Source organism: Rhodococcus sp. KRD162 (assembly GCF_017168335.1).
Taxonomy (GTDB): Bacteria; Actinomycetota; Actinomycetes; order Mycobacteriales; family Mycobacteriaceae; genus Rhodococcoides.
Map to the genome: position 1 here is coordinate 19,560 of NZ_JABFAU010000070.1, position 23,145 is coordinate 42,704.

At 62.8% G+C, this 23,145-nt stretch carries 27 protein-coding genes; 17 read left to right on the forward strand and 10 right to left on the reverse strand.

Annotation, left to right across the window (positions count from 1 at the left end; genetic code table 11):
* The first annotated feature begins 81 nt into the window (after positions 1-81).
* Both J1M87_RS26650 and J1M87_RS26655 read left to right on the forward strand, forming a co-directional pair.
* On the forward strand, positions 82-1,131 hold the full coding sequence (locus J1M87_RS26650; protein WP_206492697.1) for an SDR family oxidoreductase: 1,050 nt from the start codon (positions 82-84) through the stop codon (positions 1,129-1,131).
* 79 nt (positions 1,132-1,210) lie between these two features.
* Complete coding sequence (locus J1M87_RS26655) at positions 1,211-2,002, forward strand: acyl-CoA thioesterase II (protein WP_206492698.1); 792 nt, start codon at positions 1,211-1,213, stop codon at positions 2,000-2,002.
* A 138-nt stretch (positions 2,003-2,140) separates the two neighbouring features.
* Here the strand turns inward: J1M87_RS26655 and J1M87_RS26660 are convergent, their stop codons facing one another.
* The 3 genes from J1M87_RS26660 to J1M87_RS26670 are packed head-to-tail and all read right to left on the reverse strand — an operon-like array spanning position 2,141 to position 5,037.
* Entirely contained in the window at positions 2,141-3,112 is a 972-nt protein-coding gene (locus J1M87_RS26660) for an ABC transporter substrate-binding protein (RefSeq protein WP_206492699.1), read from the reverse strand.
* 51 nt (positions 3,113-3,163) lie between these two features.
* The gene (locus tag J1M87_RS26665) at positions 3,164-4,261 is read right to left on the reverse strand and encodes an ABC transporter permease (protein ID WP_206492700.1); all 1,098 of its coding nucleotides are present in this window, start codon (positions 4,259-4,261) and stop codon (positions 3,164-3,166) included.
* Positions 4,258-5,037, reverse strand: a complete 780-nt coding sequence (locus tag J1M87_RS26670) for an ATP-binding cassette domain-containing protein (protein WP_206492701.1) — start codon at positions 5,035-5,037, stop codon at positions 4,258-4,260. Before J1M87_RS26670 ends, J1M87_RS26665 begins: the two co-directional genes overlap by 4 nt.
* A 407-nt stretch (positions 5,038-5,444) precedes the next feature.
* Here J1M87_RS26670 and J1M87_RS26675 point away from each other — a divergent pair, with 407 nt between their 5' ends.
* A complete protein-coding gene (locus J1M87_RS26675) occupies positions 5,445-6,170 on the forward strand; it encodes an SDR family oxidoreductase (RefSeq protein WP_206492702.1) in 726 nt (241 codons plus the stop codon).
* Positions 6,171-6,201: 31 nt separating this feature from the next.
* Positions 6,202-7,209: a LacI family DNA-binding transcriptional regulator gene (locus J1M87_RS26680; protein ID WP_206492703.1), complete on the forward strand. Its 1,008-nt coding sequence runs from the start codon at positions 6,202-6,204 to the stop codon at positions 7,207-7,209.
* Here J1M87_RS26680 and J1M87_RS26685 read toward each other — a convergent pair.
* Positions 7,194-7,748, reverse strand: coding sequence for an AAA family ATPase (locus J1M87_RS26685; protein WP_206492704.1), 555 nt, complete (start codon positions 7,746-7,748; stop codon positions 7,194-7,196). The genes J1M87_RS26680 and J1M87_RS26685 overlap by 16 nt on opposite strands.
* Before the next feature lie 102 nt (positions 7,749-7,850).
* Between J1M87_RS26685 and J1M87_RS26690 the strand changes: the two genes are divergently transcribed.
* From J1M87_RS26690 to J1M87_RS26735, 10 genes are all read left to right on the forward strand, one after another.
* Complete coding sequence (locus tag J1M87_RS26690; protein WP_206492705.1) at positions 7,851-8,855, forward strand: LacI family DNA-binding transcriptional regulator; 1,005 nt, start codon at positions 7,851-7,853, stop codon at positions 8,853-8,855.
* A gap of 10 nt (positions 8,856-8,865) precedes the next feature.
* On the forward strand, positions 8,866-10,221 hold the full coding sequence (locus tag J1M87_RS26695; RefSeq protein WP_206492706.1) for an L-fuculokinase: 1,356 nt from the start codon (positions 8,866-8,868) through the stop codon (positions 10,219-10,221).
* 71 nt (positions 10,222-10,292) lie between these two features.
* Positions 10,293-11,177 (forward strand): hypothetical protein, encoded by an 885-nt coding sequence (locus J1M87_RS26700; protein WP_206492707.1) that lies wholly within the window; start codon positions 10,293-10,295, stop codon positions 11,175-11,177.
* Positions 11,178-11,248: 71 nt separating this feature from the next.
* A complete protein-coding gene (locus tag J1M87_RS26705; protein WP_206492708.1) occupies positions 11,249-12,310 on the forward strand; it encodes an alpha/beta hydrolase in 1,062 nt (353 codons plus the stop codon).
* Between the two features lie 163 nt (positions 12,311-12,473).
* Positions 12,474-14,099 (forward strand): long-chain fatty acid--CoA ligase, encoded by a 1,626-nt coding sequence (locus J1M87_RS26710; protein ID WP_206492709.1) that lies wholly within the window; start codon positions 12,474-12,476, stop codon positions 14,097-14,099.
* 82 nt (positions 14,100-14,181) lie between these two features.
* Complete coding sequence (locus tag J1M87_RS26715; RefSeq protein WP_206492710.1) at positions 14,182-14,535, forward strand: hypothetical protein; 354 nt, start codon at positions 14,182-14,184, stop codon at positions 14,533-14,535.
* Between the two features lie 27 nt (positions 14,536-14,562).
* Positions 14,563-15,144 carry a zeta toxin family protein gene (locus tag J1M87_RS26720; protein WP_206492738.1) on the forward strand — a complete coding sequence of 194 codons (582 nt, stop codon included), beginning with the start codon at positions 14,563-14,565 and terminating at the stop codon, positions 15,142-15,144.
* A 204-nt stretch (positions 15,145-15,348) separates the two neighbouring features.
* Positions 15,349-15,606, forward strand: a complete 258-nt coding sequence (locus tag J1M87_RS26725; protein ID WP_206492711.1) for a helix-turn-helix domain-containing protein — start codon at positions 15,349-15,351, stop codon at positions 15,604-15,606.
* Positions 15,603-15,845: a hypothetical protein gene (locus J1M87_RS29540; RefSeq protein WP_206492712.1), complete on the forward strand. Its 243-nt coding sequence runs from the start codon at positions 15,603-15,605 to the stop codon at positions 15,843-15,845. The genes J1M87_RS26725 and J1M87_RS29540 overlap by 4 nt, the downstream gene beginning before the upstream one ends.
* Before the next feature lie 304 nt (positions 15,846-16,149).
* A complete protein-coding gene (locus J1M87_RS26735) occupies positions 16,150-17,007 on the forward strand; it encodes an alpha/beta hydrolase (protein WP_307830932.1) in 858 nt (285 codons plus the stop codon).
* A gap of 145 nt (positions 17,008-17,152) precedes the next feature.
* On the opposite strand, the gene J1M87_RS26740 is transcribed toward J1M87_RS26735, so the two are convergent.
* From J1M87_RS26740 to J1M87_RS26760, 5 genes are all read right to left on the reverse strand, one after another.
* Complete coding sequence (locus J1M87_RS26740) at positions 17,153-17,650, reverse strand: hypothetical protein (RefSeq protein WP_206492713.1); 498 nt, start codon at positions 17,648-17,650, stop codon at positions 17,153-17,155.
* Positions 17,651-17,692: 42 nt separating this feature from the next.
* Positions 17,693-18,469 (reverse strand): hypothetical protein, encoded by a 777-nt coding sequence (locus tag J1M87_RS26745; RefSeq protein ID WP_206492714.1) that lies wholly within the window; start codon positions 18,467-18,469, stop codon positions 17,693-17,695.
* Between the two features lie 32 nt (positions 18,470-18,501).
* Positions 18,502-19,104: a hypothetical protein gene (locus J1M87_RS26750; protein WP_206492715.1), complete on the reverse strand. Its 603-nt coding sequence runs from the start codon at positions 19,102-19,104 to the stop codon at positions 18,502-18,504.
* Between the two features lie 128 nt (positions 19,105-19,232).
* Positions 19,233-19,634 carry a hypothetical protein gene (locus J1M87_RS26755; RefSeq protein ID WP_206492716.1) on the reverse strand — a complete coding sequence of 134 codons (402 nt, stop codon included), beginning with the start codon at positions 19,632-19,634 and terminating at the stop codon, positions 19,233-19,235.
* A 12-nt stretch (positions 19,635-19,646) separates the two neighbouring features.
* On the reverse strand, positions 19,647-20,237 hold the full coding sequence (locus J1M87_RS26760) for a DUF3558 domain-containing protein (RefSeq protein ID WP_206492717.1): 591 nt from the start codon (positions 20,235-20,237) through the stop codon (positions 19,647-19,649).
* A gap of 67 nt (positions 20,238-20,304) precedes the next feature.
* On the opposite strand from J1M87_RS26760, the gene J1M87_RS26765 reads away from it, so the two are divergent.
* From J1M87_RS26765 to J1M87_RS26775, 3 genes are all read left to right on the forward strand, one after another.
* On the forward strand, positions 20,305-20,445 hold the full coding sequence (locus tag J1M87_RS26765; RefSeq protein ID WP_206492718.1) for a hypothetical protein: 141 nt from the start codon (positions 20,305-20,307) through the stop codon (positions 20,443-20,445).
* Between the two features lie 412 nt (positions 20,446-20,857).
* The gene (locus J1M87_RS26770) at positions 20,858-21,250 is read left to right on the forward strand and encodes a tautomerase family protein (protein WP_206492719.1); all 393 of its coding nucleotides are present in this window, start codon (positions 20,858-20,860) and stop codon (positions 21,248-21,250) included.
* Between the two features lie 126 nt (positions 21,251-21,376).
* The gene (locus tag J1M87_RS26775) at positions 21,377-22,195 is read left to right on the forward strand and encodes a hypothetical protein (RefSeq protein ID WP_206492720.1); all 819 of its coding nucleotides are present in this window, start codon (positions 21,377-21,379) and stop codon (positions 22,193-22,195) included.
* Positions 22,196-22,300: 105 nt separating this feature from the next.
* Here the strand turns inward: J1M87_RS26775 and J1M87_RS26780 are convergent, their stop codons facing one another.
* Entirely contained in the window at positions 22,301-23,089 is a 789-nt protein-coding gene (locus J1M87_RS26780; RefSeq protein ID WP_206492721.1) for a hypothetical protein, read from the reverse strand.
* Positions 23,090-23,145: the final 56 nt, after the last annotated feature.

The following is a 23,145-nucleotide window of genomic DNA, read 5'->3' on the forward strand; positions in this document are numbered from 1 at the left end:
CCCTACATCAATATCGCGATATGCCGATCTGTGGTTTAATCGTGGCATCGCAATATCGCGATGTACAGATAGGAGCGGGCCATGACGGGCGTAGCAGTGGTAGTGGGAGCCAACGGAGTGATCGGCGGCAATCTGGTCGATCATCTGCAGCACACAGGAGATTGGGACATCGTCGGGCTCTCACGCCGCGGTGGAATCGACGGCGGACGCGTCCGGCACATCGCGGTGGACCTGCTCGACGCCGACCAGACCCACCGTCGGCTGTCCGATTTGACCGACGTCACTCATATCTTCTACGCCGCCTACCAGGAGAGGACGACCTGGGCCGAACTCGTTGCCCCCAATCTCGCGATGCTCGTCAACGTGGTCACAGCCATCGAGAAGAGTTCGCCGAATCTCGAACACGTGAGTCTGATGCAGGGATACAAGGTGTACGGGGCGCACCTGGGGCCCTTCAAAACCCCCGCGCGCGAATCCGATCCGCCTCACATGCCACCCGAGTTCAACGTCGATCAGCAGCAGTTTCTCGACACGCACCAAGTCGGTAAGCAATGGACGTGGTCGGCCATCCGGCCGTCGGTGGTGTGCGGTGTCGCGCTGGGAAATCCGATGAATCTGGCCACCGTCATCGCCGTGTACGCCACCATGTGCACGAAGCTGAACGTACCCATGCGGTTCCCGGGCAAGGCCGGTGCCTTCGACGCTCTGCTCGAGATGACAGATGCATCGCTACTGGCGGAGGCAACGGCATGGGCGGCCACCACGCCGGCCTGCGCCAACCAGGCGTTCAACATCACCAACGGCGATCTGTTTCGCTGGAGCGAGATGTGGCCGCGCATCGCTGGTCTCTTCGACCTCGACACCGCAACTCCGCTACCGATGTCCTTGGCCGAGGTCATGGCAGACAAGGAACCGCTGTGGGATTCGATCGTCACAGAGAACGGACTGCAGAAAATTCCGTATTCCGACGTATCGTCCTGGGCCTTCGGAGATTTCGTGTTCGCGTGGGACTACGACGTCATAGCGGACGGTTCCAAGGCACGTCGCATGGGCTTTCATCGGTTCGTCGACACCGAGGCGATGTTCGCGGGCATCGTCGCCGAGCTACGGCAGCAGCGCATTATTCCGTGAGGAGCCACCTGCGCCCCGAGCCGAGGAGCCGGATAGTTTGAGTCGGCACGAACGCCGATCGACACCCACGGGAGAACCAATGCATCCGTTCGACACAGCAGTGGCACTCGACACCGTCGGCAACGGAACCTACCGCGGTAGGACGTCGGCACCGTACAACAATATGGTCGGCCCGTTCGGTGGTCTCACCGCCGCGACGTTCGTTCGTGCCATCGAGCTGCATCCCGAGTGCCTCGGTTCGCCGGTCTCGCTGACGGTCAACTTCGCCGGTCCCGTCGCCGAGGGCGAGTTCGACATCGTGGCACGTCCGGTGCGTACCAACCGAAGCAATCAGCACTGGTACCTCGAGCTCATCCAGGACGGGGCCGTCACCACCACGGCTACCGCGGTGTTCGGGACGAGGCGCGAGACATGGGACGACACCGAGGCACCGGCACCGGCAGTCCCCTCCCCCTCCGACACTCCCCGAGGCGGTCTTCCCGACGCGATTGCCTGGGCACAGAACTACGAGATGCGTTTCGTGGCAGGCGCTCTCGTCGACCAGGAGTCGCCGGACTCGACCGAGACTCTCTGGATACGTGACACTCCACCTCGTCCGTTGGACTTCGCGGCACTGACCTCGCTCAGCGATGTGTTCTACCCCAGGGTCTTTCAGCGCCTCGGTCGCTATGTGCCGGCCGGCACCATCTCGCTGACGACCCACTACTTCGCGACACCGGAGGATCTCGACAACCACTCCGACGGGTACGTCCTCGGTACTGCTCGCGCGCGCCGGTTCCATCGGGGCTACTTCGATCAGACGGCCGAACTGTGGACCGACACTGGAACGTTGCTGGCCACGAGCCACCAGGTGGTGTACTACAAGGGTTGACCGACTCCCACTGCCTGCTCCGGCAGGCGGTTATGACGGGTTCCCCGGGTCGGATGGTTCGAGCCGGACTGGTGAGCGGTGGCGCTCCCGGGCATCAGCTGCCACCAGGAGCACCACCGCAGTTCGAGGGACCAGAGGTCAGCAGGACGACTTGTAGACGTACTGCGCACCGTCACCGTCGATGTTCTCGGCGGTGATGACGTGGAATCCGGTGGAGATGTCTGCAGTGACCGGCTTGTCGTCGATCGCGGCCATGGCCTGCTCGACGCCGTCGGTGCCGATGGTGTCGGGTTGCTGGGCTATCAACGCCTGCACGGTTCCTTCGCGGAGCTGCTTGACCTGAGCCGGACCGGCGTCGAATCCGACGATCTTGACCTGGTCCTGCTTACCTGCCTGCCGGACGCCGGTTGCGGTGCCCTCGGCGGCGAAGGTGTTCGCGGCGAAGATACCGACGATATCGGGGTCTTTCGCCAGTGCTGCCGAGACCAGACGCGCGGCTTCGGCCGGGTCGTTGTGGCTGTACTGCACGCCCAGGTAGTCGAAGGCGGAGTTGGCCGCGACTGCCTCCTCGAATCCGGCCACTCGGGCGTCGGCCGTGGAGATACCGGGGTCGGTGGAGATGACGAGTACCTTGCCGCCGGACGGGTTGAGCTGCGCGATGGCATTGAATGCCTCGGCACCGCCACCCTTGTTGTCGGACGAGATGGCCGAGACCGCGATGGACGGGTCTTCGATGGTGGTGTCGACGAGGACGACCTTGATGCCCGCGTTCGCTGCAGCAGCGAGCGGTGCCTGCATCGCCGCGACGTCGGTGGGTGCGATCAGGATCGCCGATGGCCGCGATGCCACGACGGAATCGACAATCGGCTTCTGCAACGTGGGATCGAACTTGACCGGTCCCTGCGTGTCTACGGTGACGCCTGCGGCCTCGGCGGCCGCCTCGATTCCGCACTGCATGCTGATGTAGAACTCGTCGCCGCTGACGCCCTGGATGAATGCGAGCTTGCCGCTGCCGTCACCGCTTCCGGAGTTGGACGAGCAACCCGCAAGGAACATGGCGGAGGCCGAAGCGACACTCAGTGCAACGACGGCGGTGCGTGATGTGATCATGGTCGACTTTCTTGTCGGTGGTTGAAGGAAGGAAGATCGAAACGAGGTGAACTAGGTCCCTCGGGACCAGAGCTTCTTGAGCGAGTTGGGCGACTGGCCTCGGCTCGCTGCGTCGCGGCGACGCTGATCGAAGTAGACCGCGGCAATCAGCACCGCGCCGACGGCGACCTGCTGCCAGAAGGGCTGAACCCCGACGATCACGAAACCGTTCTGCAGGACCGCCGGGATGAACAAGCCGACGACGGTTCCGAACATGGTTCCGATACCACCGAAGAGGCTCGTTCCGCCGATGACCACGGCCGCGATGACATTGAGGTTGGTCTGCGACTGTCCGGCGATCGCAGTGGTGCCGTACTGAGACAGCGACAGGATGCCTGCCAGTCCGGCGAGAGTGCCCGAGAGCGCATAGACCTTGACCAGGTGCATGTCGACTTTGATGCCGACCCGGCGAGCAGACTGCTCCTTGGATCCGACGGCGAACGTATAGAGGCCGAATTTGGTGCGGTGCAGCACGATTCCGAAGATCACCACGAGCACCAACGCGATGCTCGAAATCAACGGAACGGTGGTGGCCGGGAAGTTACCGTAGCCGATCGTGTCGACCAGAACCGGTGGTACATCTCGGATATCGACGCCACCGGTGATGACCTGCGACAGGCCGAGCGCGCCGCCGAGCGTGCCGAGGGTGACGATCAACGGTGGCACGTTGGCCTTGCCGATCAGAAACCCGTTGAGCAATCCCCAACACAGGCCGCAGAACAGTGCCACCACGATTCCGATGGCGGCCACTCCCCATCCGTCGCCGCCGATCGCGGCCATCGTCTTGGCCGAGACGACACCGGAGAACACGAGGACCGATCCGACGGAAAGATCGATGCCGCTGGTGACGATGACGAAGGTCATGCCGATTCCGAGGACGGCCAGGATGGAGACGTTCTGGATGATCTGGCGAATGTTTCCCCACTCGGGGAAGCTGCCGGGCGCCATGATCGAGAACACCAGGCAGATGGCCGCCAGCACCAGCACGATCTGAAAGACCTGGACCCGGGCCAACTTTCCGAGCGACTCGACGAGGTCGAACGTGTGTCGGGACGGCTTGTTGCCGGGAGGCAGTGGTTCGAGCGATGGGGTGATCGTCTGATTGCTCATCGTGTGGCTCCGGTGGTTGCGCCGGTCATCGCACCGACGAGTTCTTCCATGGTCGTGTTCTTGGCATCGAGCGTGGCGACGCGTTTGCCCATCCGCAGCACCTGGACGCGGTCGGCGACCTCGATGACATGCGGCATCGAGTGACTGATGAAGACCACTGCCACGCCGCGGTCGGCGACTCTGCGGATGGTGTCGAGAACGTTGCGGGTCTGCACCACTCCCAGGGCCGCCGTCGGTTCGTCCAGGAACACAACGCCTTTGGCCCATGCCACCGCGCGGGCGATCGCGATGGCCTGCTGCTGACCACCCGACATGGCTCCGACCGGGACGGTGAGGCTGCGAACCGTCGCACCGAGTTCGTCGAGTGCGTCCTGGGACTGCTTGCGCATGGTCGCCACGTCGAGAAATCCGAGATGCCCCAGCAGGCCTTTCGCCGGCAGTTCGCGGCCGAGGAACATGTTCTGCTGAGCATTGAGGTGCGGAGCGAGTGCGAGATCCTGGAACACCGTCTCGATGCCGAGTTCCGCTGCCACCGTGGGACTGTCGAGATCGACTGCTGTGCCGTCGAACAGGATCTCGCCGGTGTCGACGGCGAGGCTACCCGAGAGCGCCTTGACCATCGTCGACTTACCCGCGCCGTTGTCGCCGATGAGGGCGACCACCTCGCCCGGGTAGATGTCGAAGTCGGCATCGTCGAGGGCGCGCACGTTTCCGAAGCTCCTCGCCAATCCTCTCGCTTCGAGGATCGGTGTCGCAGCAGGTGCAACGGTGGCCATGGATACTCCTCGGTCGAATGTGAAAAGTCTTCAGGTGGGGAAGGATGTCCCCCGCCGATGCCGGTTCAGCACGGTCCGGGAACCGGGTTTGCGCGGCAGGTCGAGCTCCTGTGGCGCTCGCTGTGTTAACGAGTGTGACCCACACGACTCGCATTGTCACGTGTTTCGCGAAAATTCATGTCACCGGTGACATGACATCGTCGCTCCACCACCTCGCCGCCGCAGCCGGAAGGCTGAATCCGACCATCCGGCGATGCCCCTGAACAGCCACAACGACCGAACTGGCCGATTTCCGTGCCGGGAGATCGACGCTGCGGTACCGTCCATGACACCGATGACATACGAATGCCGAAGAGGACCGATGACATCGATGACATGACCACTCGGAAACAGTGAAGGTAGACCTCATGGCGAAGTTCGACGGTCGCAAGATCTTGGTGACAGGCGCCAGTGGCGGCATCGGCTCGGCAACCGTTCGGCGACTGGTGCACGATGGCGCAGACGTCGTCGCCGCGGGTCAGTCGGTCGACGCACTGGATCAACTGGCCGCCGAGACCGGCGCGACTCCCCTGGCATTCGATCTGACCTCCGAGGACAGTGTGCGCGAGGCCGTCGCGGGCCTCGAGCTGTACGGAGTGGTCAACTGCGCCGGTTTCGGCGGCGAGATCGCCACCCCTCAGGACACCGACATCTCGATCTTCGACAAGGTCATCTCGATCAACGCGCGCGGTGCCCTGCTGGTCATCAAGTACACCGCGCCGGCCATGATCGCTGCCGGTGCCGGTGCGATCGTGAACGTGTCGAGTCAGGCCAGTCTCGTCGCGTTGACCGGCCACGTCTCCTACGGTTCCTCGAAAGCGGCACTGGACAACATCACTCGCGTCTCGGCCCTCGAACTCGGCCCCCACGGCATTCGCGTCAACGGCGTCAATCCGACGGTCGTCATGACCGAGATGTCTGCGTTCTATTGGGGTCGCCCCGAGATCGAAGAGCCGTTCCTGGCGCAGATGCCGCTGGGCCGGTGGGCTACCGAGGACGAGATTGCCGCGCCGATTGCCTTCTTGTTGAGCGATGATGCTTCCATGGTGACCGGGGTGTCGTTGCCGGTCGACGGCGGATACACCAGTCGCTGACCGAACGAGTACGACCGAACGGGGGTAGATCATGACCACTATGCAAGATGTCGCAGCGCTGGCGAAGGTGAGCGCCAAGACCGTCTCACGGGTGTACAACAACGATCCGCATGTCGACCCCGATACTCGTGCGCGAGTCAGCAAGGCACTCGAGTCACTCAACTACGTGCCGAACACGATGGCGACGTCGTTTCGCAACGGGCAGGCGGCGGCCATCGGTGTCGCCGTGCCCGACATCGACGATCCGTTCTTCTCTTCGATCGCCCGGGCGATCGAAGAACGGGCCCGCGGCAACGACATGGCGGTTCTCGTCACCAGCCTCGGCCACGACGGCGATCAGGAACAGGCGCTGGTGGAGTCACTGCTACGCAAGCAGTTGAGCGGTCTGATCATCGCGCCGACGGGTGCCGATCACGGCTATTTGGAACGGTGGATAGACAAGACCCCCACGGTCTTCGTGGACCGAGCTCCCGACGGGCTCAAAGCCGACAGCTTCGTCGACGACGATCACGGCGGGGCCGTGTTGGCGACCGATCATCTGCTTCGACTGGGACACACTCGCATCGCTGTCATCGGCGACAGTGTCAATATTCCTACCAGCCGCAATCGCTTGGTGGGGTATCGAGAGTCGTTGCAGGCGAGGGGAATCGAGTTCGACGATTCCCTCATTGCGCTCGGCGTTCTCGACCGCGACGATGCGCGCAGTGCTCTGTCCGCGCTGACCGCGCTCGACGATCCACCGACTGCGTTGTTTCTCTCCAACGCACGCGTGGCCATGGCATGTGTGCCCGTGCTGCAGCAGATGGAGCTACTGCACTTGGCTTTCGTAGGATTCGGCGACTTCCCGCTTGCCGACGCAGTGATGCCCCCGGTGACGGTGATCGATCAGAATCCCGCTCGGCTGGGCCGGTTGGCCATCGAGCGGCTGCTGGGCCGAATCGAGAATCCCGGCAAACGCTACAAGCGTCGCAACATCCTCGGCGTCGAGCTCATCGAACGTCGATCCTGCACTCCTGGAACCGATCACCGCCGAGACTGATCCTGGAGAGCCTGCCCGACGAGGTCGACCTGCAGCAGAGTCGACAGTTCCGCATCGACCCGTAGGTGGGGAACGAGCGGCTTCTCCGCCGGGGCATCCATCGGCCGTCGAGCATCCCGCGCCGCTCCGCGCGCTGCACGTCGGCGGGCCAACAGTTCGGGTGAGCCATCGACGTGCACCACCATCGTTGCGGCCGGGGCCACGCTCGAAACCAGCCGATCCCATTCGGCACCCGCAGCCAGTTCGCGGGTGAACGGTGCAATGAGGACGGGCCGCTGACCGATCTCGACGAGGTCGCGCGCGGCGGCGAGCAGCACCGCGTAACGGCCTGCTCTGATTCGTTCCGAATGCGGGCCGGCACTGTTCCAATGCGGTCCGCCCGTGATCGAATCCAGTTCATCCAGAAGCGGATTGGTGAGGGTATCGAGATCGAGCAAGGGGACGCCGAAGCTGCGCGCCAGCTCGCGCCCCAGGGTGGTCTTTCCGCTTCCCGCAGCACCTGCGACGACAAGAACCGGCAGTTGATCCCGATCGATCACGGAAACGTCTTGACAGACACGAGGCATAGCGGCAATCATACAAGACAACGTTGTCTCGCAGTGGCAGTACAGCGGGCACACTTCCTCCGATCGAGAGTTCACGTGACCGAGCGCGCAAGCATCAAAGACGTCGCCGCCTTGGCGGGCGTCAGCTTCAAGACCGTCTCACGCGTCGTCAACGGCGTGGACACTGTCCTGCCCGAACTGCGCGAACGCGTCGAGGCCGCGGTGCAGACCCTCAACTACGTCCCCAATTCGGCTGCGCGCTCGCTGAAATCAGGATCGGGCAACACCATCGGAATCATCGTCGACTCGATCGACGACGTCTTCTTCGCATCGTTGGTCAGTGCAGTCGAGGACAGGGCTCTCGAACACGGACTGGCCGTCATCGTGGGCAGCACCGGTTTCGACGCCCAGCGCGAACGTGATCAGCTGGCGCTATTGGCCGGCCAACACGTGCGGGGCATCATTCTCGCGCCTGTCGGCGATCACAGCGACTTCCTCGTCCCTCGGCGTCGGACGCTGCCCACGGTGACCATCGACCGCTCGATCGAGGGATTCGATTCGGTCATCGTGGACGATTACGGTGCCGCACGGCGCGCTGTCGAGAAGTTGGTCGCGAGCGGACACACCCGAATTGCGTTGCTCGGCTTCGATGATCGACTACAGACCGCCCAGTTGCGCCGTCAGGCATATCTCGACGTCCTCACCGACCTCGGCCACGAGCCCGAGGCCGCTCTCGCTCCCCCGGTGTCCCATGCCGCAGACTCGGTGCGACCTGTCGTGAAGAAGCTTCTGGCACTACGCAATCCACCGACCGCCTTCTTCGTCGCCAATGCCCGACATGCCACGGCCGTGGTGTCGGTGCTGCACGAAATCGACCGCACCGACGTGGCGATGGTCTCGTTCGGCAACTTCTCGCTCGCCGACGCCGTCAGCCCATCGGTGACCTGCATCGACCAGGATCCGTATCGCATCGGCACCGTGGCGTTCGATCGCCTGGTGCAGCGTTTCGACGATCCATACCTCGAGCCGGAGCAACAGATCACACCCACCACGCTGGTGGAGAGACTCTCGCATGCACTTCCCCTACCCGTACAGAAATGAGACCAAATCCGTGAACCCCAGACTTGTTGCGGGACTGGACCTCGGGAGCACCGGCGTCAAAATCCTCGTCACGGACGAGGACGGCACCGAACTGCTCATCGAACAGAGTCCAACCCCATGGCGCCACGGCCCGGGCGGAACCACCGACCTCGCCGCCGAGGATCTGCTGTCCACCGTCGGTCAGTTGCTCGATGCCGTCGCACGTCGACTACCGGAGGTGACCGGTGACGGTGCGTCGCGCATCGATGCGATCGCAGTGTCCGGAATGGGTGAGACGGGCTTCCTTCTCGATGAAGACAACGTTGTCCGAGCACCTGCGTTCGCCTGGTTCGATCCCCGAGGGCAGCAACAGGTCGACGCACTACCCCCGGATCTCCGTAACCGGTTCGCCGGCAAGACAGGCCTTCCAGTCGGCGTCCAGGTATCGGTGGTCAAGATCGCGCACCTTCGCGACAACGGCCTGAACCTGGCCGGGCTGCGTTGGTTCAATCTGCCCGAGTTCGTCGTGTTGTCCCTCGGCGGCCGCGCGGTGGCGGACTATTCGCTCAGTTCCCGAACCGGGCTGCTCGATCAGGACACCGGCGAGCCGTGGACGGAGATGTTGACGCACTTGGGCGTCGGGGCCGAGTTCCTCCCACCCCTGGCCGACGCCGGAACCGATCTGGGATTCGCGACCGGGCCAGCCGTACCCGACGCCATCGCGGGGGCACGGTTGACCGTGGCCGGTCATGACCACCTGGTCTCCGCGGTATCGGGTGGGGCAATCCCCCACGACCGCTATCACGTGTCGATGGGAACCGCCGAGGTGCTGCTGCGAGTGCTCGACGCTCCACTGACTCCCGCTGCGCGCAGCAGGCTGGCCGAGCATTTCATCAACTCGGTCCGACACGTGGTTCCAGGACAGCATGTGCTCGTGGCGGGAGTCAAGACCGGATTGCTGATGCGACGGGCGTTGCAACTGTGCGACATCAGCGATCGAGCTGGGCGCGACCTTCTGGACGAGCGGGTGCGCGCATTGCCTGTTGGCGGCCCGTTCACCGACGGCGGCATCGACGTGGCCGGTGCCCGCAACGACGACGGCGTTCTGTCCATCACGATCCGCACCGACGGAATCGATTCGGCGGAGCTGTTTCGTTCGATTCTGTTGCACGGCAACGATGAAGTGGCGCGACTCGTCGCGGCGCTCGACGCCGAGGTGCCACCGGCCACGACCACGTTGCTGACCGGAGGCTGGGCGGGCATGACAAGCGTGCGAGACGCCCGCGCGCAGGTCCTGCCGGACGTCTCGGTCTCGACTCGCTCCCAGGACACCGCGTACGGCGCAGCGTTGTTCGCAGCACGGCTACTCACGCTCATAGAAATCTGAGCCCACATCTCTGCAGTGAGACAACGTTGTCCCGCTCGCTCTCGACCCCAACCCATCACCAGGAGAGAACAATGAACGAACTCACCACCCTCGAACGTCGCGGAATGGCCGCCATCTCCACCGCCGACGGCAACATGCTCATCGTCGCCGGTGATCAGCGCAACGGGATGAAAGCGGTCATGAAGGACGCGACCGACGGACCGGGCTCGATCACCGTCGAGCAACTCGCCGAGGCCAAGGCCGATCTGGTTCGCTACCTCGGCAATCACGCCCCGGCAATCCTGCTGGACCCGGAGGTGGCACTGCCGAAGATCATCGACGACGGTGTGCTCTCACGCAACACGGCCCTGGTCGTCGGCATGGACGCCTCCGGCTTCGAGGAGACCGATGGTCTGCGCTTTACCCGCTTCGTCGACGGCGTCACCCCCCGCGTAGTGCGTGATCTCGGCGGCGATGTCGCCAAGATGCTCTTCTACATGCGCCCCGAGAAGCAGGGCCTCGATTCCCGCGTCGCCGAGGAGATCCGCGATCTCGTCAAAGCCTGCGCCGCCGAGGGCCTGCTGCTCATCGTCGAAATCCTGACCTACAAGCTCGAGGACGAATCGGACGCGGACTACAAGGCCGGCTTCGGCAAGATCATCGCCGATTCCACCCGTATCTCCGTCGAATGCGGAGCCAAGGTACTCAAGCTCCCCTACCCCGGCTCTGCCGAGGCCTGCGCAGCCGTTACCGAAGCGGCACAGGGTGTTCCGTGGGCCGTACTGTCGGCGGGTGTCGATCACGAGACGTTCATCGAGCAGGTCCGCATCGCCGTCGCCAACGGTGCACGCGGAGCGATGGCAGGCCGATCACTGTGGAAGGACAGCATGGCCGTCTCCGCCGAGACCCGTGAAGACCTGCTGACCAACCGCGCCCTGCCCCGGCTGCGTGAGCTGAACGAGGCCGTCGACAACTGACATCGTCTTTCGACCGAGCCCGGACACCCATTCTCGGGCTCGGTCGACGCCGTTCTGGGTAGCGTGAAGCGATGACTCACCCCTCGACGCACCTCGATATCGTTGCCGCTCCCGGCGTGTTCGCCGATCTCGCGACGGCGCAGGAAGTGGTCGCGAGGGCGCTGTCGGCCCGAGGACTGACGGGCGGAATCGTCGACGCCGCAGCGGGTTCCGACGAGGCGATCGTCGTTCCCGGTGACGGGATCCCGATCGACGTGTCTCCGTACAGCAGTGTGGTTCGAGTCGATCTGGGCCAGTGCACACCGGACAGATCGCCGGGCATCCGCACTCACATTCGCGGCCGCGGTCTCGACGGTCTGCGGTTTGCCATCGACAGCGCGTACTTCCACCGCTTCCATCCCGGAACGATCCTGAAGTATGGGAATCACCCCGAGCAACGCGTCGAGCTGCGGTTGCCCGAGGGCGACGACCCCTTTCCTGTCGCGATGCTCATCCACGGCGGATATTGGCGTTCGCGGTGGGAGTTCGATCTGATGGACGCGATGGCCGTCGACCTGACCCAGCGCGGATACGCCACCTGGAACGTGGAATACCGTCGACCCGACGAGCACGGCTGGGACACGATGACCGGCGATGTCGCGGCAGCGCTTGCTGCGTTGAAGACTGCACCCGACTCACTGGACCTGTCTCGAATCGTCCTGATGGGCCACTCGGCGGGCGGCCAGTTGGCACTGCGACTGGCCGCCGATTCCGTCGGGACATCGGTAGCACCTGCCCTTGCCGTCAGTCTCGCCGGCGTTCTCGATCTGCGGGTCGGCGACGAGCGGTGGCTCGGCGAAGGTGCCGTATCGAATGCGATCGGTGCCCGATTTGCTGACGCACGCGATACGTACGAGGCGTCGTCGCCGATCTCGAGGCTTCCACTCGGAGTCCCGCAGCTGGTGGTCAGCGCTGTCGACGACGACCCCAATCTGCTCGAGATCAGCCGGGCCTACTACGCCGCCGCGTCGGCCGGAGGCGATTCGGTCACCTCGGTCGAGGGACCGGGTGGCCATTTCGCCGTCGTAGATCCCTCGTCCGAGATCTGGGGCGAGATCATCTCTGCCGTCGACGCGTCGTTGGCTGTCACCTGATAGTCAGTCGTCGGTGGTCGCCAGGATCACGCGCGGCTGTCGGCGTCCGGCGGGTTGGCCACGGTCGCCAAGTTACGCACCCGCCTCCCCGGAAGTCCGTAGTGTGAATGATGTGACGCGCGGCACAGCGAGGTGCGCGGCGGAGACTTCAGGAGCGCGATCGATGAAGAGCACCATGCAGGACACCCCACTGTCCATCGGCCAGCTGGTTCGATTCGGGACGTCCATCCATTCCTCGGCCGAGGTCACCACCTGGACGGACAGTGGCCCCACCACGGTCACGTTCGGCGATTTGGGCAGGCGGGCAGCGCAACTGGCACACGGACTGCGATCGATCGGCATCGACGACGATCAGCGCGTCGGCACGTTCATGTGGAACAACGCCCCGCACATGGAGGCCTACATGGCGATTCCCGCGATGGGCGCGGTGCTGCACACGCTCAACATTCGACTGTTTCCCGAGCAGCTCACCTACATCGTCAATCATGCCGAGGATCAGGTGATCATCGCCGACGCGAGCCTGATCCCCTTGCTCACGCCCCGGCTCCCGACGTTCGAGACCGTCCGGCACCTCGTGGTCGTCGGTGTGGACCCGGCACAGGTGGATGCACCCGACGGCATCGAGGTGCTGGGCTACGAGGACCTGCTGGCCGGACGGCCGGAGGAGTTCGATTGGCCTGAGCTCGACGAACGATCCGCTGCCGCAATGTGTTACACCTCCGGCACCACCGGAGACCCCAAGGGGGTCGTGTACTCGCATCGCTCGATCTATCTGCATTCGATGCAGGGGTGCATGACCGATGCGATGGCACTTGCACAGTCCGACACGGTGCTGGCCATCGTGCCGATGTTCCACGCAATGTCGTGGGGTCTGCCCTATTCGGCGCTGATGGTCGGTGCGTCGCTGATCATGCCGGACAGGTTTCTGCAGCCCGGCCCGTTGGCGGAAATGATGTCGACGTTGCATCCGACGGCCGCGGCCGCTGTCCCGACGATCTGGCAGGCTCTGCTCGCTCACCTCGACGAGCATCCGGCGGATCTGTCGAGTCTGCGTGACGTGGTGGTCGGCGGTGCGGCCTGCCCACCGAGTCTGCTGCGGGCATTCCACGACAAGTACGGCGTCCACATCTCGCAGGCCTGGGGCATGACCGAGACATCCCCCCTGGGCACCTCCGGAAAGCCGGACGCGGGCCTGTCCCCCGAGGACGAGTTCGACTTGCGTTGCACACAGGGCAGATTCGTCGCCGGGGTACGAGCGCGACTGGTCGATGACGCCGGCACCGTGTTGCCGTGGGACGGCACCTCCGTCGGTGAACTCGAGGTGCGTGGCCCGTGGATCACCGGCAGCTACTACCGCGCCGACGCGGACGACAAGTTCGACGACGGCTGGCTGCGGACCGGTGACGTGGGCACCATCTCCGAAGGCGGCTACCTCCGGCTGACCGATCGATCGAAGGACATCATCAAGTCCGGCGGCGAATGGATCTCCTCGGTCGAACTCGAGAACCAGGTGATGGGGCATCCGGCGGTGCGCGAAGCGGCGGTGATCGGTGTGCCCGATCCGAAGTGGGACGAACGGCCGTTGGTGGCTGTCGTCGTCCGCGAGGGAGCCTCGGTGACGGCCGAGGAACTCAAGGAGTTCCTCGACAGTCGCGTCGCGCATTGGCAGTTGCCCGAACGCTGGACGTTCATCGACGAGGTCCCGAAAACGAGCGTCGGGAAGTACGACAAGAAGCGGCTGAGGAGTTCCCACGCCGAGGGGGCGTTGAAGGTCATCGAACTGGTCTGACTGGCACCTCCATCGTCGACGGCCCCCGGTTGTGTGGCAGATTGCTACACTGGCGGTACTGCTGCGGCGATAGGACACCACCATGGGCACCACCTCATCTCTCCGTATCGACGATGACCTGTATGACGCTGCGAAAGTGGCCGGATCGTCGTCGAGCCGAAGTGCATCGCAGCAGATCGCACATTGGGCGCTGATCGGTCGAGAGATGGAGCTTTCACATCGCGTCTCGGCACGCGACATTGCCGATGTTCTTGCAGGTAAAGCACGCTATGACGACCTCGCGCCGTATAAGCAGGCAGTCGTCCGCGCGGAGTGGACCGAACAGATCGAATCGGCGACGGAATCGCTCGACTTCGAGCGTGAGTTCACTGCAGAAGGTCGCTCATACGTCGAATCGGACCTCGACGGCAACGTCCGGTGGAGCGAGCCCAGGTAGATCTCGCTCCCGAGACAGCCCATCGTGATCACAACGAACTCGGACCCGGTTCTACACCTACTCGCCGGACCCAACGGTGCAGGCAAAAGCACATTCAACGCACGCGTTCTATCGCCTGTCATGCATCTTCCGTTCGTCAACGCCGATGAGATCGCGAACGCTCGATGGCCCGGCGAAGAGTCGGCCCATGCTTACGACGCGTCCCGGGCCGCTGCCGAGATGCGCGTCCAATATCTCTCGGCAAGAACATCATTTGTCACCGAAACTGTCTTCTCGCACGAGTCCAAGCTCGAACTGGTCCAGTCCGCGGTCGGTGCAGGCTATTTGGTGACGCTGCACATCATCGCAGTTCCCGTCGAAACGGCAGTGGCCCGAGTACACAACCGAGTCGATCACGGTGGACATTCGGTTCCAGAGGCGAAGATTCGCGAACGGTACGACAGGCTGTGGCCTCTCCTTCGCACTGCCATCGAGACTGTCGATCGCGCTCAGGTGTACGACAATTCATCGGCACGACGCCCCTTCCACACTGTCGCCCGGTTCGATCGCGGGTTACTCCTAGGACGGGCCGAGTGGCCGAGTTGGATGCCGCCGGCCCTGCGTCGATAGCTGCCGACACCAGCCGTCAGGGCGACACAGCGTGCGCACGCCCCATCTTCAAGCTCGAGAACGCATCCCCAAAAGCCCATCAATGCGTCCCGATGCCACCATCGTGGGCGCTTATGCCCTGCATGCAAGGCATAAGGCCTGTTCGCTGGGTAGTTCGCGATGCAAGCTCCGATATGCATGCCTACGCAAGCACAAGGAGTGACCATGGCCGAACCACGACGAGCCCGGAAGCACTCTGGCGAGCTGGCCGGAGCCTTCGTCGCTCGTCGACATCAGTTGCACATGACTCGAGCCGAGTTGGCGCTACTCGCCGGCGTGGGGCGGTCGCCCGTCCACGCGCTCGAGGGCGGAAAAGACACGGTGCAGCTCGACGGCGCGGTCGCTGTCGCCGAAGCGCTGGGCTGCGAGATCACCTTGCTGACACGCGCCGAATCGCCTGTGCCGCCACTGGACCCGACATGATCCCAGCATCCGAGCTGCGGGATGTCGATGCAGCCGATGTCTACAAGGGCGATCTTCTCGCCGGCTCACTGACGTGTGTGGGGAACGACGTCGTGTCTCGATACGTCAGCGATTACCTCGGCAGCGCTTCTGCACCGGATCTCGCAGGACAAGAATGCATTTCGTCGAGTCCGCCGGAAGATTGGGAATACCTGAGCGAGCGACTCGACGAATTCGATGTGACCGGATTCGAAGACTAGCAGGCACAGCAGTTGAAGCGCCCGCTCGATCAGCGCTGCACCGAGCTGTCCTGAACTGATGGTGCTGGCGCAGTTCGGTGCATGGGATACCGGCTTACAGCATCATGCCGAGGCGCCGCTCATGGCCGCGCCGACCTCCCCTCACCCGGCGATTCGCGAGTCATCATGTTGCGACGCAATGCCTTTCACAGTTTCCTGAGCATCCCGCATTCCTTCGTCGGCGGCGTCAGCGTCCCGGGGGGAGGGTTGCCGAAAACTATCACGATGATCTAATATCTCGATTGTCGAGATATTAGGGGGTCCGGTGAGCGGGTTCAGTACTAGCTCCGCAGGCGAGGCATTCTTTGCGGCCTACGACCGCGTGCTTGCCAAGTGGCCGGTGCCCATCGACACCATCGACGTCGAATCCGACTACGGCACAACCCGAGTCAACGTCTCCGGACACGTGGAGGGGCCGCCGGTGGTACTGCTGCCCGGCGGCGGCGCAACCTCGACCGTCTGGTTCGCCAACGTCGCGACCCTGGCCCGGCACTACCGGGTCTTCGCAATCGACCCGATGGGTGAGCCCGGACGAAGCCTGGTCGGTCGGAAGCCGATCCGCACTGTCGATGACCTGATGTCCTGGCTCGATCAGGTTCTCGACACCCTCGAGGTCACGCGGACCTCGGCGGTCGGACATGGCTACGGGGCGACGGTGGCGCTCGCGTACGCGCTGCACCGGCCGCAGCGCATTGCCACACTAGTCCTCCTCGATCCCCCTTCGCGTTTCGTCGGCATGCGCCTGGCGTACCTCCTGCACGCGGTGCCGCAGCTGGTGCGACCGACTCGCGAACGTATGCGCTCTCTGATCCGGTGGGAAACGCAGAATGCGCCGCTCGACGCCGACTGGCTCGAGCTCACCGAACGAGGTGCCGACTTCCCGTCGGCGAAACCAGTGGTCCCCCGCCGGCCACAACGAGATCGGTGGGCGACGCTGTCCGCGGACGTCACCGTTGTATTTGCCGGGGACAGCAAGGTGCACGACAGTTCTCGTGCTGCCGACGCTGTCGGGAAGGTTCTCCCGCACGCGCACACCGTCGTCTTGACCGGCTGCAGCCACCACATGTTGCCGATGCTGCCAGCGGGGGAACTCGATGCAGTGCTGCTGAGCGCGCTGGGCTGACATCTAACGTCCGAAAACCGCAGGCTGAGTCTGACGCAGCAATCGACCGGACGGATCGGACATTTGTCGTTTCAGGTGATCTCCTCGGCGCGACGTAACCGGTTCGTCGAGGCTTTGCTCAGCCGATTGAACGCCGACGCACATGCTATTCCAGCCAAGACTTCCGATGAAAATATGCGTCACCGCCGTCTTCGCGGTCGTCGACTTCGCGGTTCACAGACTGGATGTATGAGGCCCCGGAAAGATCCTGTTGCTCTACGGAGATCTCACCCGAATGGGACGGCCGTGGTGACCATGCCACCGATCCCGTTGCGTCAAATGGCCTTTCGCTTCCACATTCTGGGTCAGATCTACTGTCGGTCGCGTCGACGATACGAGCCACGATTGGGTCGTCCCGCAGTTCCGCCATGATCGATGTCGAGCGTCGAAGGACATCGTCGGCGGTCTGTCGGTAGGCACGCATGATCGTCTCAGCCAGTACCTCGGGTCCGCGACCCCATGCTTCGTGTCCACAGACGAGCTCGGTGAGTCGACCGTTGGCGTCGGTCCGAATGCTGACGCCGTCGAGGTACGTGTGTCCGTGGACCTCGTCGACCGCTTGTTGCAGTCGACGGACTTTCGCTCCGAGTTCTTCGTCGATCACGGGCTCTACTCCTTGGGTGCACGTAAGTCTTTCGGAGACAGGTCAGTTGCTTCCGTCCGGCCATCCGGGATACGCAGGCTGCACCGGAGGTGGATCTTCGTTGGCGTATGCGTCACGAGGGATGACAGGAGTTGTGTCCGGGTACAGCGATCTTGCCCACGGATTGCAGCGACCAGTCCCCGATGTGATCGGGTCGATATCGATTAGACCGTCGATTTTCCACCCAGCAAATCTGTTGTCGGTCGGTGCCTGCCAGTGCAGTCCACCGGTGGGAGACGATGCGACCGAGAGGTGCACCGAAGGAATGTCATCAACACGAATGAAGCGCGAGCGTAGCTCTTGTCCTCCTCCGTTGGTGAGCCCTGACGGGGCATATTTTCCATCGACTGAGACGTCCAATCCTGCTGTCAGCAAGCATGAAATTGCGTCGAAACCCGTATCGGTCGGAATTATCTGCTGAATATGACCATTGACTGTTCCTGCAAACGGGCCGTCGCCCGTTTCGGCACGGAACGTAGAGTACAACGGGCCACCGGGCACACTATTGGAACTGGCCGGAAATCCGATGTATGTGTAATCCAATCCAACCATCCACCCGATAGCGACCGATTCATAGGTAGCACGGGCCAGGGTCCCCTCAATGGAAAAAAGGTCGATTCCAGATTCCGCCGACCACACCATCGTTGCATTCGCGATGCCATCGGGAACTTCGTAGTTGTTGGTGGCAGGCCAACGCGGAGCTGCACTTGTCTCCGAAGCCTGGGGCCCGTCGACGACAGAACCGCACGCCGTGATGTTCGCCAACGTGACCATCAGCACAGCGACTACTACCTTCTGCCGGCAAAGTACTCTCATCCGTAGATCTCCACAGGCCATTGGTTGTTCAAGTCACGACCTGATGCACCGCTTGCCAGCCAGTCCAAGATTTCGGCCTTGCTGGGGTTGTTGCCTTCGGGTCGAATCGCCGCCGTCAACAAATCCCGTTGCCCATCCCCTGTTGCGTTGCGCGCATACTCCTCGAGATTCGAGATGCCGGCCCCCTCGATCAAGTAGGTCACAGATGCGGTGGCTGCACGCCGTACCGAAGGATCGGGCTCGGCGATGTATTTCTCGGACGCTTGGGAGTACGGCAGCAGCGATGTACCGTCCTCGCTCCTGTAGACGTCAGGGACTTCTTTGATACCGATTGCACCGTTGCTGACAAGTCCTGCCTCCGAGATCGCAGACATCGACGCGGCAGCACTGGCATCACCTACCCAGCTCTGCGCGCACCTGTCGACCGCCAAGTCCACTTCGGCCAGGCGATCGGCGAGAGCAACGCCGTCCGTTATCATCGCGCTTCCAGCGGCGACCAACGTCAGCACTGCAGCACTGCGCTTGCCCACAATGCCATCCTGCGTCGCCATCATCAGACCCAGTAGGTCATCGAGATCGGTGCCCAGCATGTCCCCCAACAGATCTCTCCCCCAAAGAGTTGCTTCACCGTTGCTCCGCACCGATCGGTGTTCGACGAACCCGACGGTCACTGGCGCACAAGCATCCTGCCATGTTTGGTGTTCTCACCCATTCACACTTGCCACGGTCACTTCCCCGTGCCCTCCGCGAAGTCGGTGATCGACTTCGACGTCCGCTGATCGGCATATTCGGCCTCGTCGAAGTACCGGCGAAACACCGAGCGCATCGATTCGATGACATCGATGTGCTGCAAGAGCACCACCCGCAATGATCGCTCTCCGCTGTGAGCGATCCTCTCGAACTTCCGACCAAGCTGTTGAGCCGAATCGAGGGTGCCGAAAGCCTCGACGTCGACCAACCGTCCCGTCTTCACCACCATGTCCTGCAGATGCCTGATGTAGGACGCACACACCTCGTCGCAGTGGAACGCCACATTTTCCGGAATTTCCAACACTCCGGCCTCTGCTCGAGCAGACAGCGCCTGCCACTGGCTCATCGACGCAGCCAGCTCACTTGGTCCCAAACCCATCGTTTTCTCCTGTCATATCGACGACGGCATTGACGGACGAAGCGACCGAGCCAAGCGCTCGACCTCGACACACGGATCTCCGAGGGGCTCGATGCGGGCCAGACCCTCTAGGAAGAAATAGAACACGCCACCCTCGTGGCCGAAGGCAATCCCGCAACTGACTTCGTCGTACTTGATCTTGCGTTGGAACCGCAGACCGTCGAACCCGTCGATGGCAGTGAACTGCTCGAACGGTCCTGCCTCGCGCAAGTAGTCCAACGAAAACGTCGACGACAAGATGCCGACGCTATACCACGATTCTGGGAGCGGATTCCTCCAAAAGCACGTCGACCAATCGGCCGAAATCGGCCGTTCACCAACCAAATTGGCGCTCTTGGTTTCTACGTCAAGCCCAGCGGCTTCGATTGCCTCGTCCGGGATAGTGCACGGATCCCACGCCGCCGTCGACGCAGGCGTAGCGACGGTTGAGGTCGTCGACGATGCTGCAAGGGGTGCGCCCTCGGTCGCTCCGGCGCAGCCTGTTGCCCCCAGCACCATCGCTATAACAACCACCGACAACCATCGCCTAGTGCTCACATCACTCCGTTTCATCGACCCTTCCATTACCTTGGACGCAGCGAGTGACCGGACAGTTCCGCCAGTTGCCCTCGGGCTTTACACCGGTCGATCGATGCTGCACGTCAAAGGAGAACAATGGCGCTCTGAACTGGAAGAATATCGACCTGCGGAGATCCGAAGTCAGGTCCGCGACGGTGCCGAAGTCATCGACGCCACCGGCCAGCTCGGCCTGGCCGACCGAGTTTGCGTGTGATCTCGGAATAGAAGACCGCAAGCCCTGCGCGCAGCTGAGGTTCACCGATTCCGACGGCCTCCAACTGAGTGCGTTCGCCCCCAACGCGCGCGTGGTCGGATCCAGGATCTCGACTTGATGGCTTGGCCTCAGATACTCGGGTTCGCCGTGCGCCCACCGTCACCATGTCACTGCTATTGGACAGTCATCGCGCGGCGCGAGTGGCAGCGTGTGGGCTGCCGTGTTCTACGTGCAGTTGTTCCGTCTGGCTACATCGTGGTGCCGAACAGGCCCAAGTGGCCGCTTTTGAGGGTGAACGGCTGAGCGTCAGGTGTGGTCAGCGCCTCAGGTGCCGAGGTCGGACATTCGGTTTATCGAAATTCGAGCGAGGGTATGAGCCGTCTACCAATCAATTTGAAGGACAGGAAAGACCATGCCACTCGTGCGAATCGACATCATCGAGAACCGTCGCACTTCGGACGAGGTAAAGAAGCTCGCCGACATCGTCCAGGACGTCATGCGTGAGACCTTCGATGCCCCACCGCGCGACCGCTACCAGATCATCACCGAGCACAAGCCCGGCAACCTGATCGCCGAGGACACCGGCCTCGGCTACACCCGCTCCGACGACCTCGTCATGATTCAGATCACCCAGCAGGGTCGGGACGAGGACAACAAGAAGGCCCTGTACTCGACGCTCGCCGAGCGGTTGAAGGAGCAGACCGGGCTTTCGGGCGACGATCTGATCATCGCGGTGTCCGAGAACACCCCCGCTGACTGGTCGTTCGGGCACGGTGTGGCCCAGTTCTTGGAGGGCCAGCTCTAGCCCCGCTGCGCCGACCGACCGAGCGTGGCCGCGACACAAACCGAACGAGGTCGGCTGCCGGCCGACCTCGTTCGCTGGAAAGATCCAGGTCCGTCACCGCACCTACACCTTTCCTATGATGTGCTCGTGCGTCCTGACCGAACCGACAGCGACCTCGCAAAAGTGATTCCACTGTTCGGTCGCCGGGGATCTCGAAACACCTGGGACTTCGCCGACGTCGTCGAGCCGCCAGTCCAGTCTCCAGTCGTACAGGTGTCGCCCCACGACGTCGAGCTCGCACCACCAGACGCCGAGGAAGAGTTGTCAGCGCTGACGGCATCGAAGCCGATCGCGCAGCTTCGCTCACTCCTCGGCTGGCTCGACAGGTCACGACCGATCACCGGCAGAGGTGTCCCGCGGCCAGGGTCGGTCAGCGAGCTGGCGAAAGCCGTCGGCGTGGAGCTGGATCCGCGTGCGCTGAGGTCGAGATCGATTCTCGAGGTTCCCGGTTTGATGACACTGTGGGATGCGGCGAAGGCAGCAGGATTGATCGAGTTAACCTCCACCACAGCAGTTCCCGGTCCGCATGCGCACGAATTCGCCCACGCGCTTCCCAGTGGACTGGCCTCGCATCGAACAGCCCTCTCGCACATCATCCGTCGCCACTTCTTCACCGAGGATCCCCTCCGCCCTTCCCCCGCTGTCGATGTCGTCGCCGGGCAGATCGTTCTGGCCGCGATGACGGACACTCCGCGGACGCGGCTCCCTGCAGTCGGCCCGGCCGCCGCCGGGGATCTGTACGAACACATCGAGGCACTGATACTCCGCGGCATGCTGGATCAATTCATCGCCGACGGGTGGCTGGTATGCGACGACAAATACATAGTGCCGCAACCTTTTCGACCCGCCGTCCTGGATGCGATGAAGTCACTGCCTTACTACCAAACCGGCGACGCCAACAGATGATCATCACCGGGTAGTACTTCGCGGAGCTGCCGGACTTCACAACATCTCGTCCGCCAGACGCCGTCCAGCTTCCCTCAACCATGCATTACTCACGACGCTACCCCATCATGGCAGCAGGTTCGCGAGGCGGTCTGTGGCGGCATCTGTACCGAGTTCCTGCCTGAGCGTTGGATATTCGAGGTAGAAGCGGATCCATTGGGTGAGGACGACGGGATGGACGTCGAAGAATCGGCAGTCGATGAATGCGCCTGAGAAGAGGCCCGGCTGTTCGTCCAACCTCAACTTGCAGGTCTTGGTGTGCTCGAACGGTTCGCCCCACGGCACCATCACTCCGATTGCGGGCGGCCATGTCGGCTGCAGCAGAACCGACGCCACCGAATTCCACGGAATGCTTTTCTTGAAGCCGAGGCCTTGCTGAACGATCCCGTCGATTGTCAGTTCGATGCGGGGCCGTCCCCTCTCACTGCGGATAAGTGCGGCCCACGAGACAAGGAACGGGATGGAAAAGAGCGAAAAAATGATCAGCCCGCCCGCTTCGCCGGTCGAAATGCCGAACATTATGAGTGCAATTGCTACGAGTAGCACCAAAAGCATACTCAACCTGAGTACCCCGTGAGTGTATCGGACCGTTGACGCAGCTGCTGTTCGACGGACGCCGAATCCAGTGCGACGCCCCGCACGATGGATGAATCGCATGGCCGGGATCAGACCTAGTACAACACCGAAAAGGATCCCTCCGATGTCCGGACTAGAACCTTCTGGTCCCGATGCGCCGTATACGAACGCGAAGGCAAAGAATTCCAGAAATAACACGCCTGCAATGAATTTGAGGTCGATTCGGTTGTCGTGCACATATTCTTCTGTTCCACTGGTCGGTGCGTCGAACGTATTCATCCGGTCCCTATCCTTATGGCAGCAGGTTCGCGAGGCGCTCGGCGGCGGTGCCTGAT

Excerpts from the sequence above, each read along its gene's own strand:
- J1M87_RS26765 (WP_206492718.1), top strand. The coding sequence starts at position 20,305 with ATGCTGCACGTCAAAGGAGAACAATGGCGCTCTGAACTGGAAGAATAT.
- J1M87_RS26725 (WP_206492711.1), top strand. The coding sequence starts at position 15,349 with ATGGCCGAACCACGACGAGCCCGGAAGCACTCTGGCGAGCTGGCCGGA.
- J1M87_RS26650 (WP_206492697.1), top strand. The coding sequence starts at position 82 with ATGACGGGCGTAGCAGTGGTAGTGGGAGCCAACGGAGTGATCGGCGGC.
- J1M87_RS26680 (WP_206492703.1), top strand. The coding sequence starts at position 6,202 with ATGACCACTATGCAAGATGTCGCAGCGCTGGCGAAGGTGAGCGCCAAG.
- J1M87_RS26655 (WP_206492698.1), top strand. The coding sequence starts at position 1,211 with ATGCATCCGTTCGACACAGCAGTGGCACTCGACACCGTCGGCAACGGA.
- J1M87_RS26665 (WP_206492700.1), bottom strand. The coding sequence starts at position 4,261 with ATGAGCAATCAGACGATCACCCCATCGCTCGAACCACTGCCTCCCGGC.
- J1M87_RS26670 (WP_206492701.1), bottom strand. The coding sequence starts at position 5,037 with ATGGCCACCGTTGCACCTGCTGCGACACCGATCCTCGAAGCGAGAGGA.
- J1M87_RS26770 (WP_206492719.1), top strand. The coding sequence starts at position 20,858 with ATGCCACTCGTGCGAATCGACATCATCGAGAACCGTCGCACTTCGGAC.
- J1M87_RS26760 (WP_206492717.1), bottom strand. The coding sequence starts at position 20,237 with ATGGAAGGGTCGATGAAACGGAGTGATGTGAGCACTAGGCGATGGTTG.
- J1M87_RS26660 (WP_206492699.1), bottom strand. The coding sequence starts at position 3,112 with ATGATCACATCACGCACCGCCGTCGTTGCACTGAGTGTCGCTTCGGCC.
- J1M87_RS26700 (WP_206492707.1), top strand. The coding sequence starts at position 10,293 with ATGAACGAACTCACCACCCTCGAACGTCGCGGAATGGCCGCCATCTCC.
- J1M87_RS26710 (WP_206492709.1), top strand. The coding sequence starts at position 12,474 with ATGAAGAGCACCATGCAGGACACCCCACTGTCCATCGGCCAGCTGGTT.
- J1M87_RS26715 (WP_206492710.1), top strand. The coding sequence starts at position 14,182 with ATGGGCACCACCTCATCTCTCCGTATCGACGATGACCTGTATGACGCT.
- J1M87_RS29540 (WP_206492712.1), top strand. The coding sequence starts at position 15,603 with ATGATCCCAGCATCCGAGCTGCGGGATGTCGATGCAGCCGATGTCTAC.
- J1M87_RS26705 (WP_206492708.1), top strand. The coding sequence starts at position 11,249 with ATGACTCACCCCTCGACGCACCTCGATATCGTTGCCGCTCCCGGCGTG.
- J1M87_RS26780 (WP_206492721.1), bottom strand. The coding sequence starts at position 23,089 with ATGAATACGTTCGACGCACCGACCAGTGGAACAGAAGAATATGTGCAC.
- J1M87_RS26755 (WP_206492716.1), bottom strand. The coding sequence starts at position 19,634 with ATGGGTTTGGGACCAAGTGAGCTGGCTGCGTCGATGAGCCAGTGGCAG.
- J1M87_RS26675 (WP_206492702.1), top strand. The coding sequence starts at position 5,445 with ATGGCGAAGTTCGACGGTCGCAAGATCTTGGTGACAGGCGCCAGTGGC.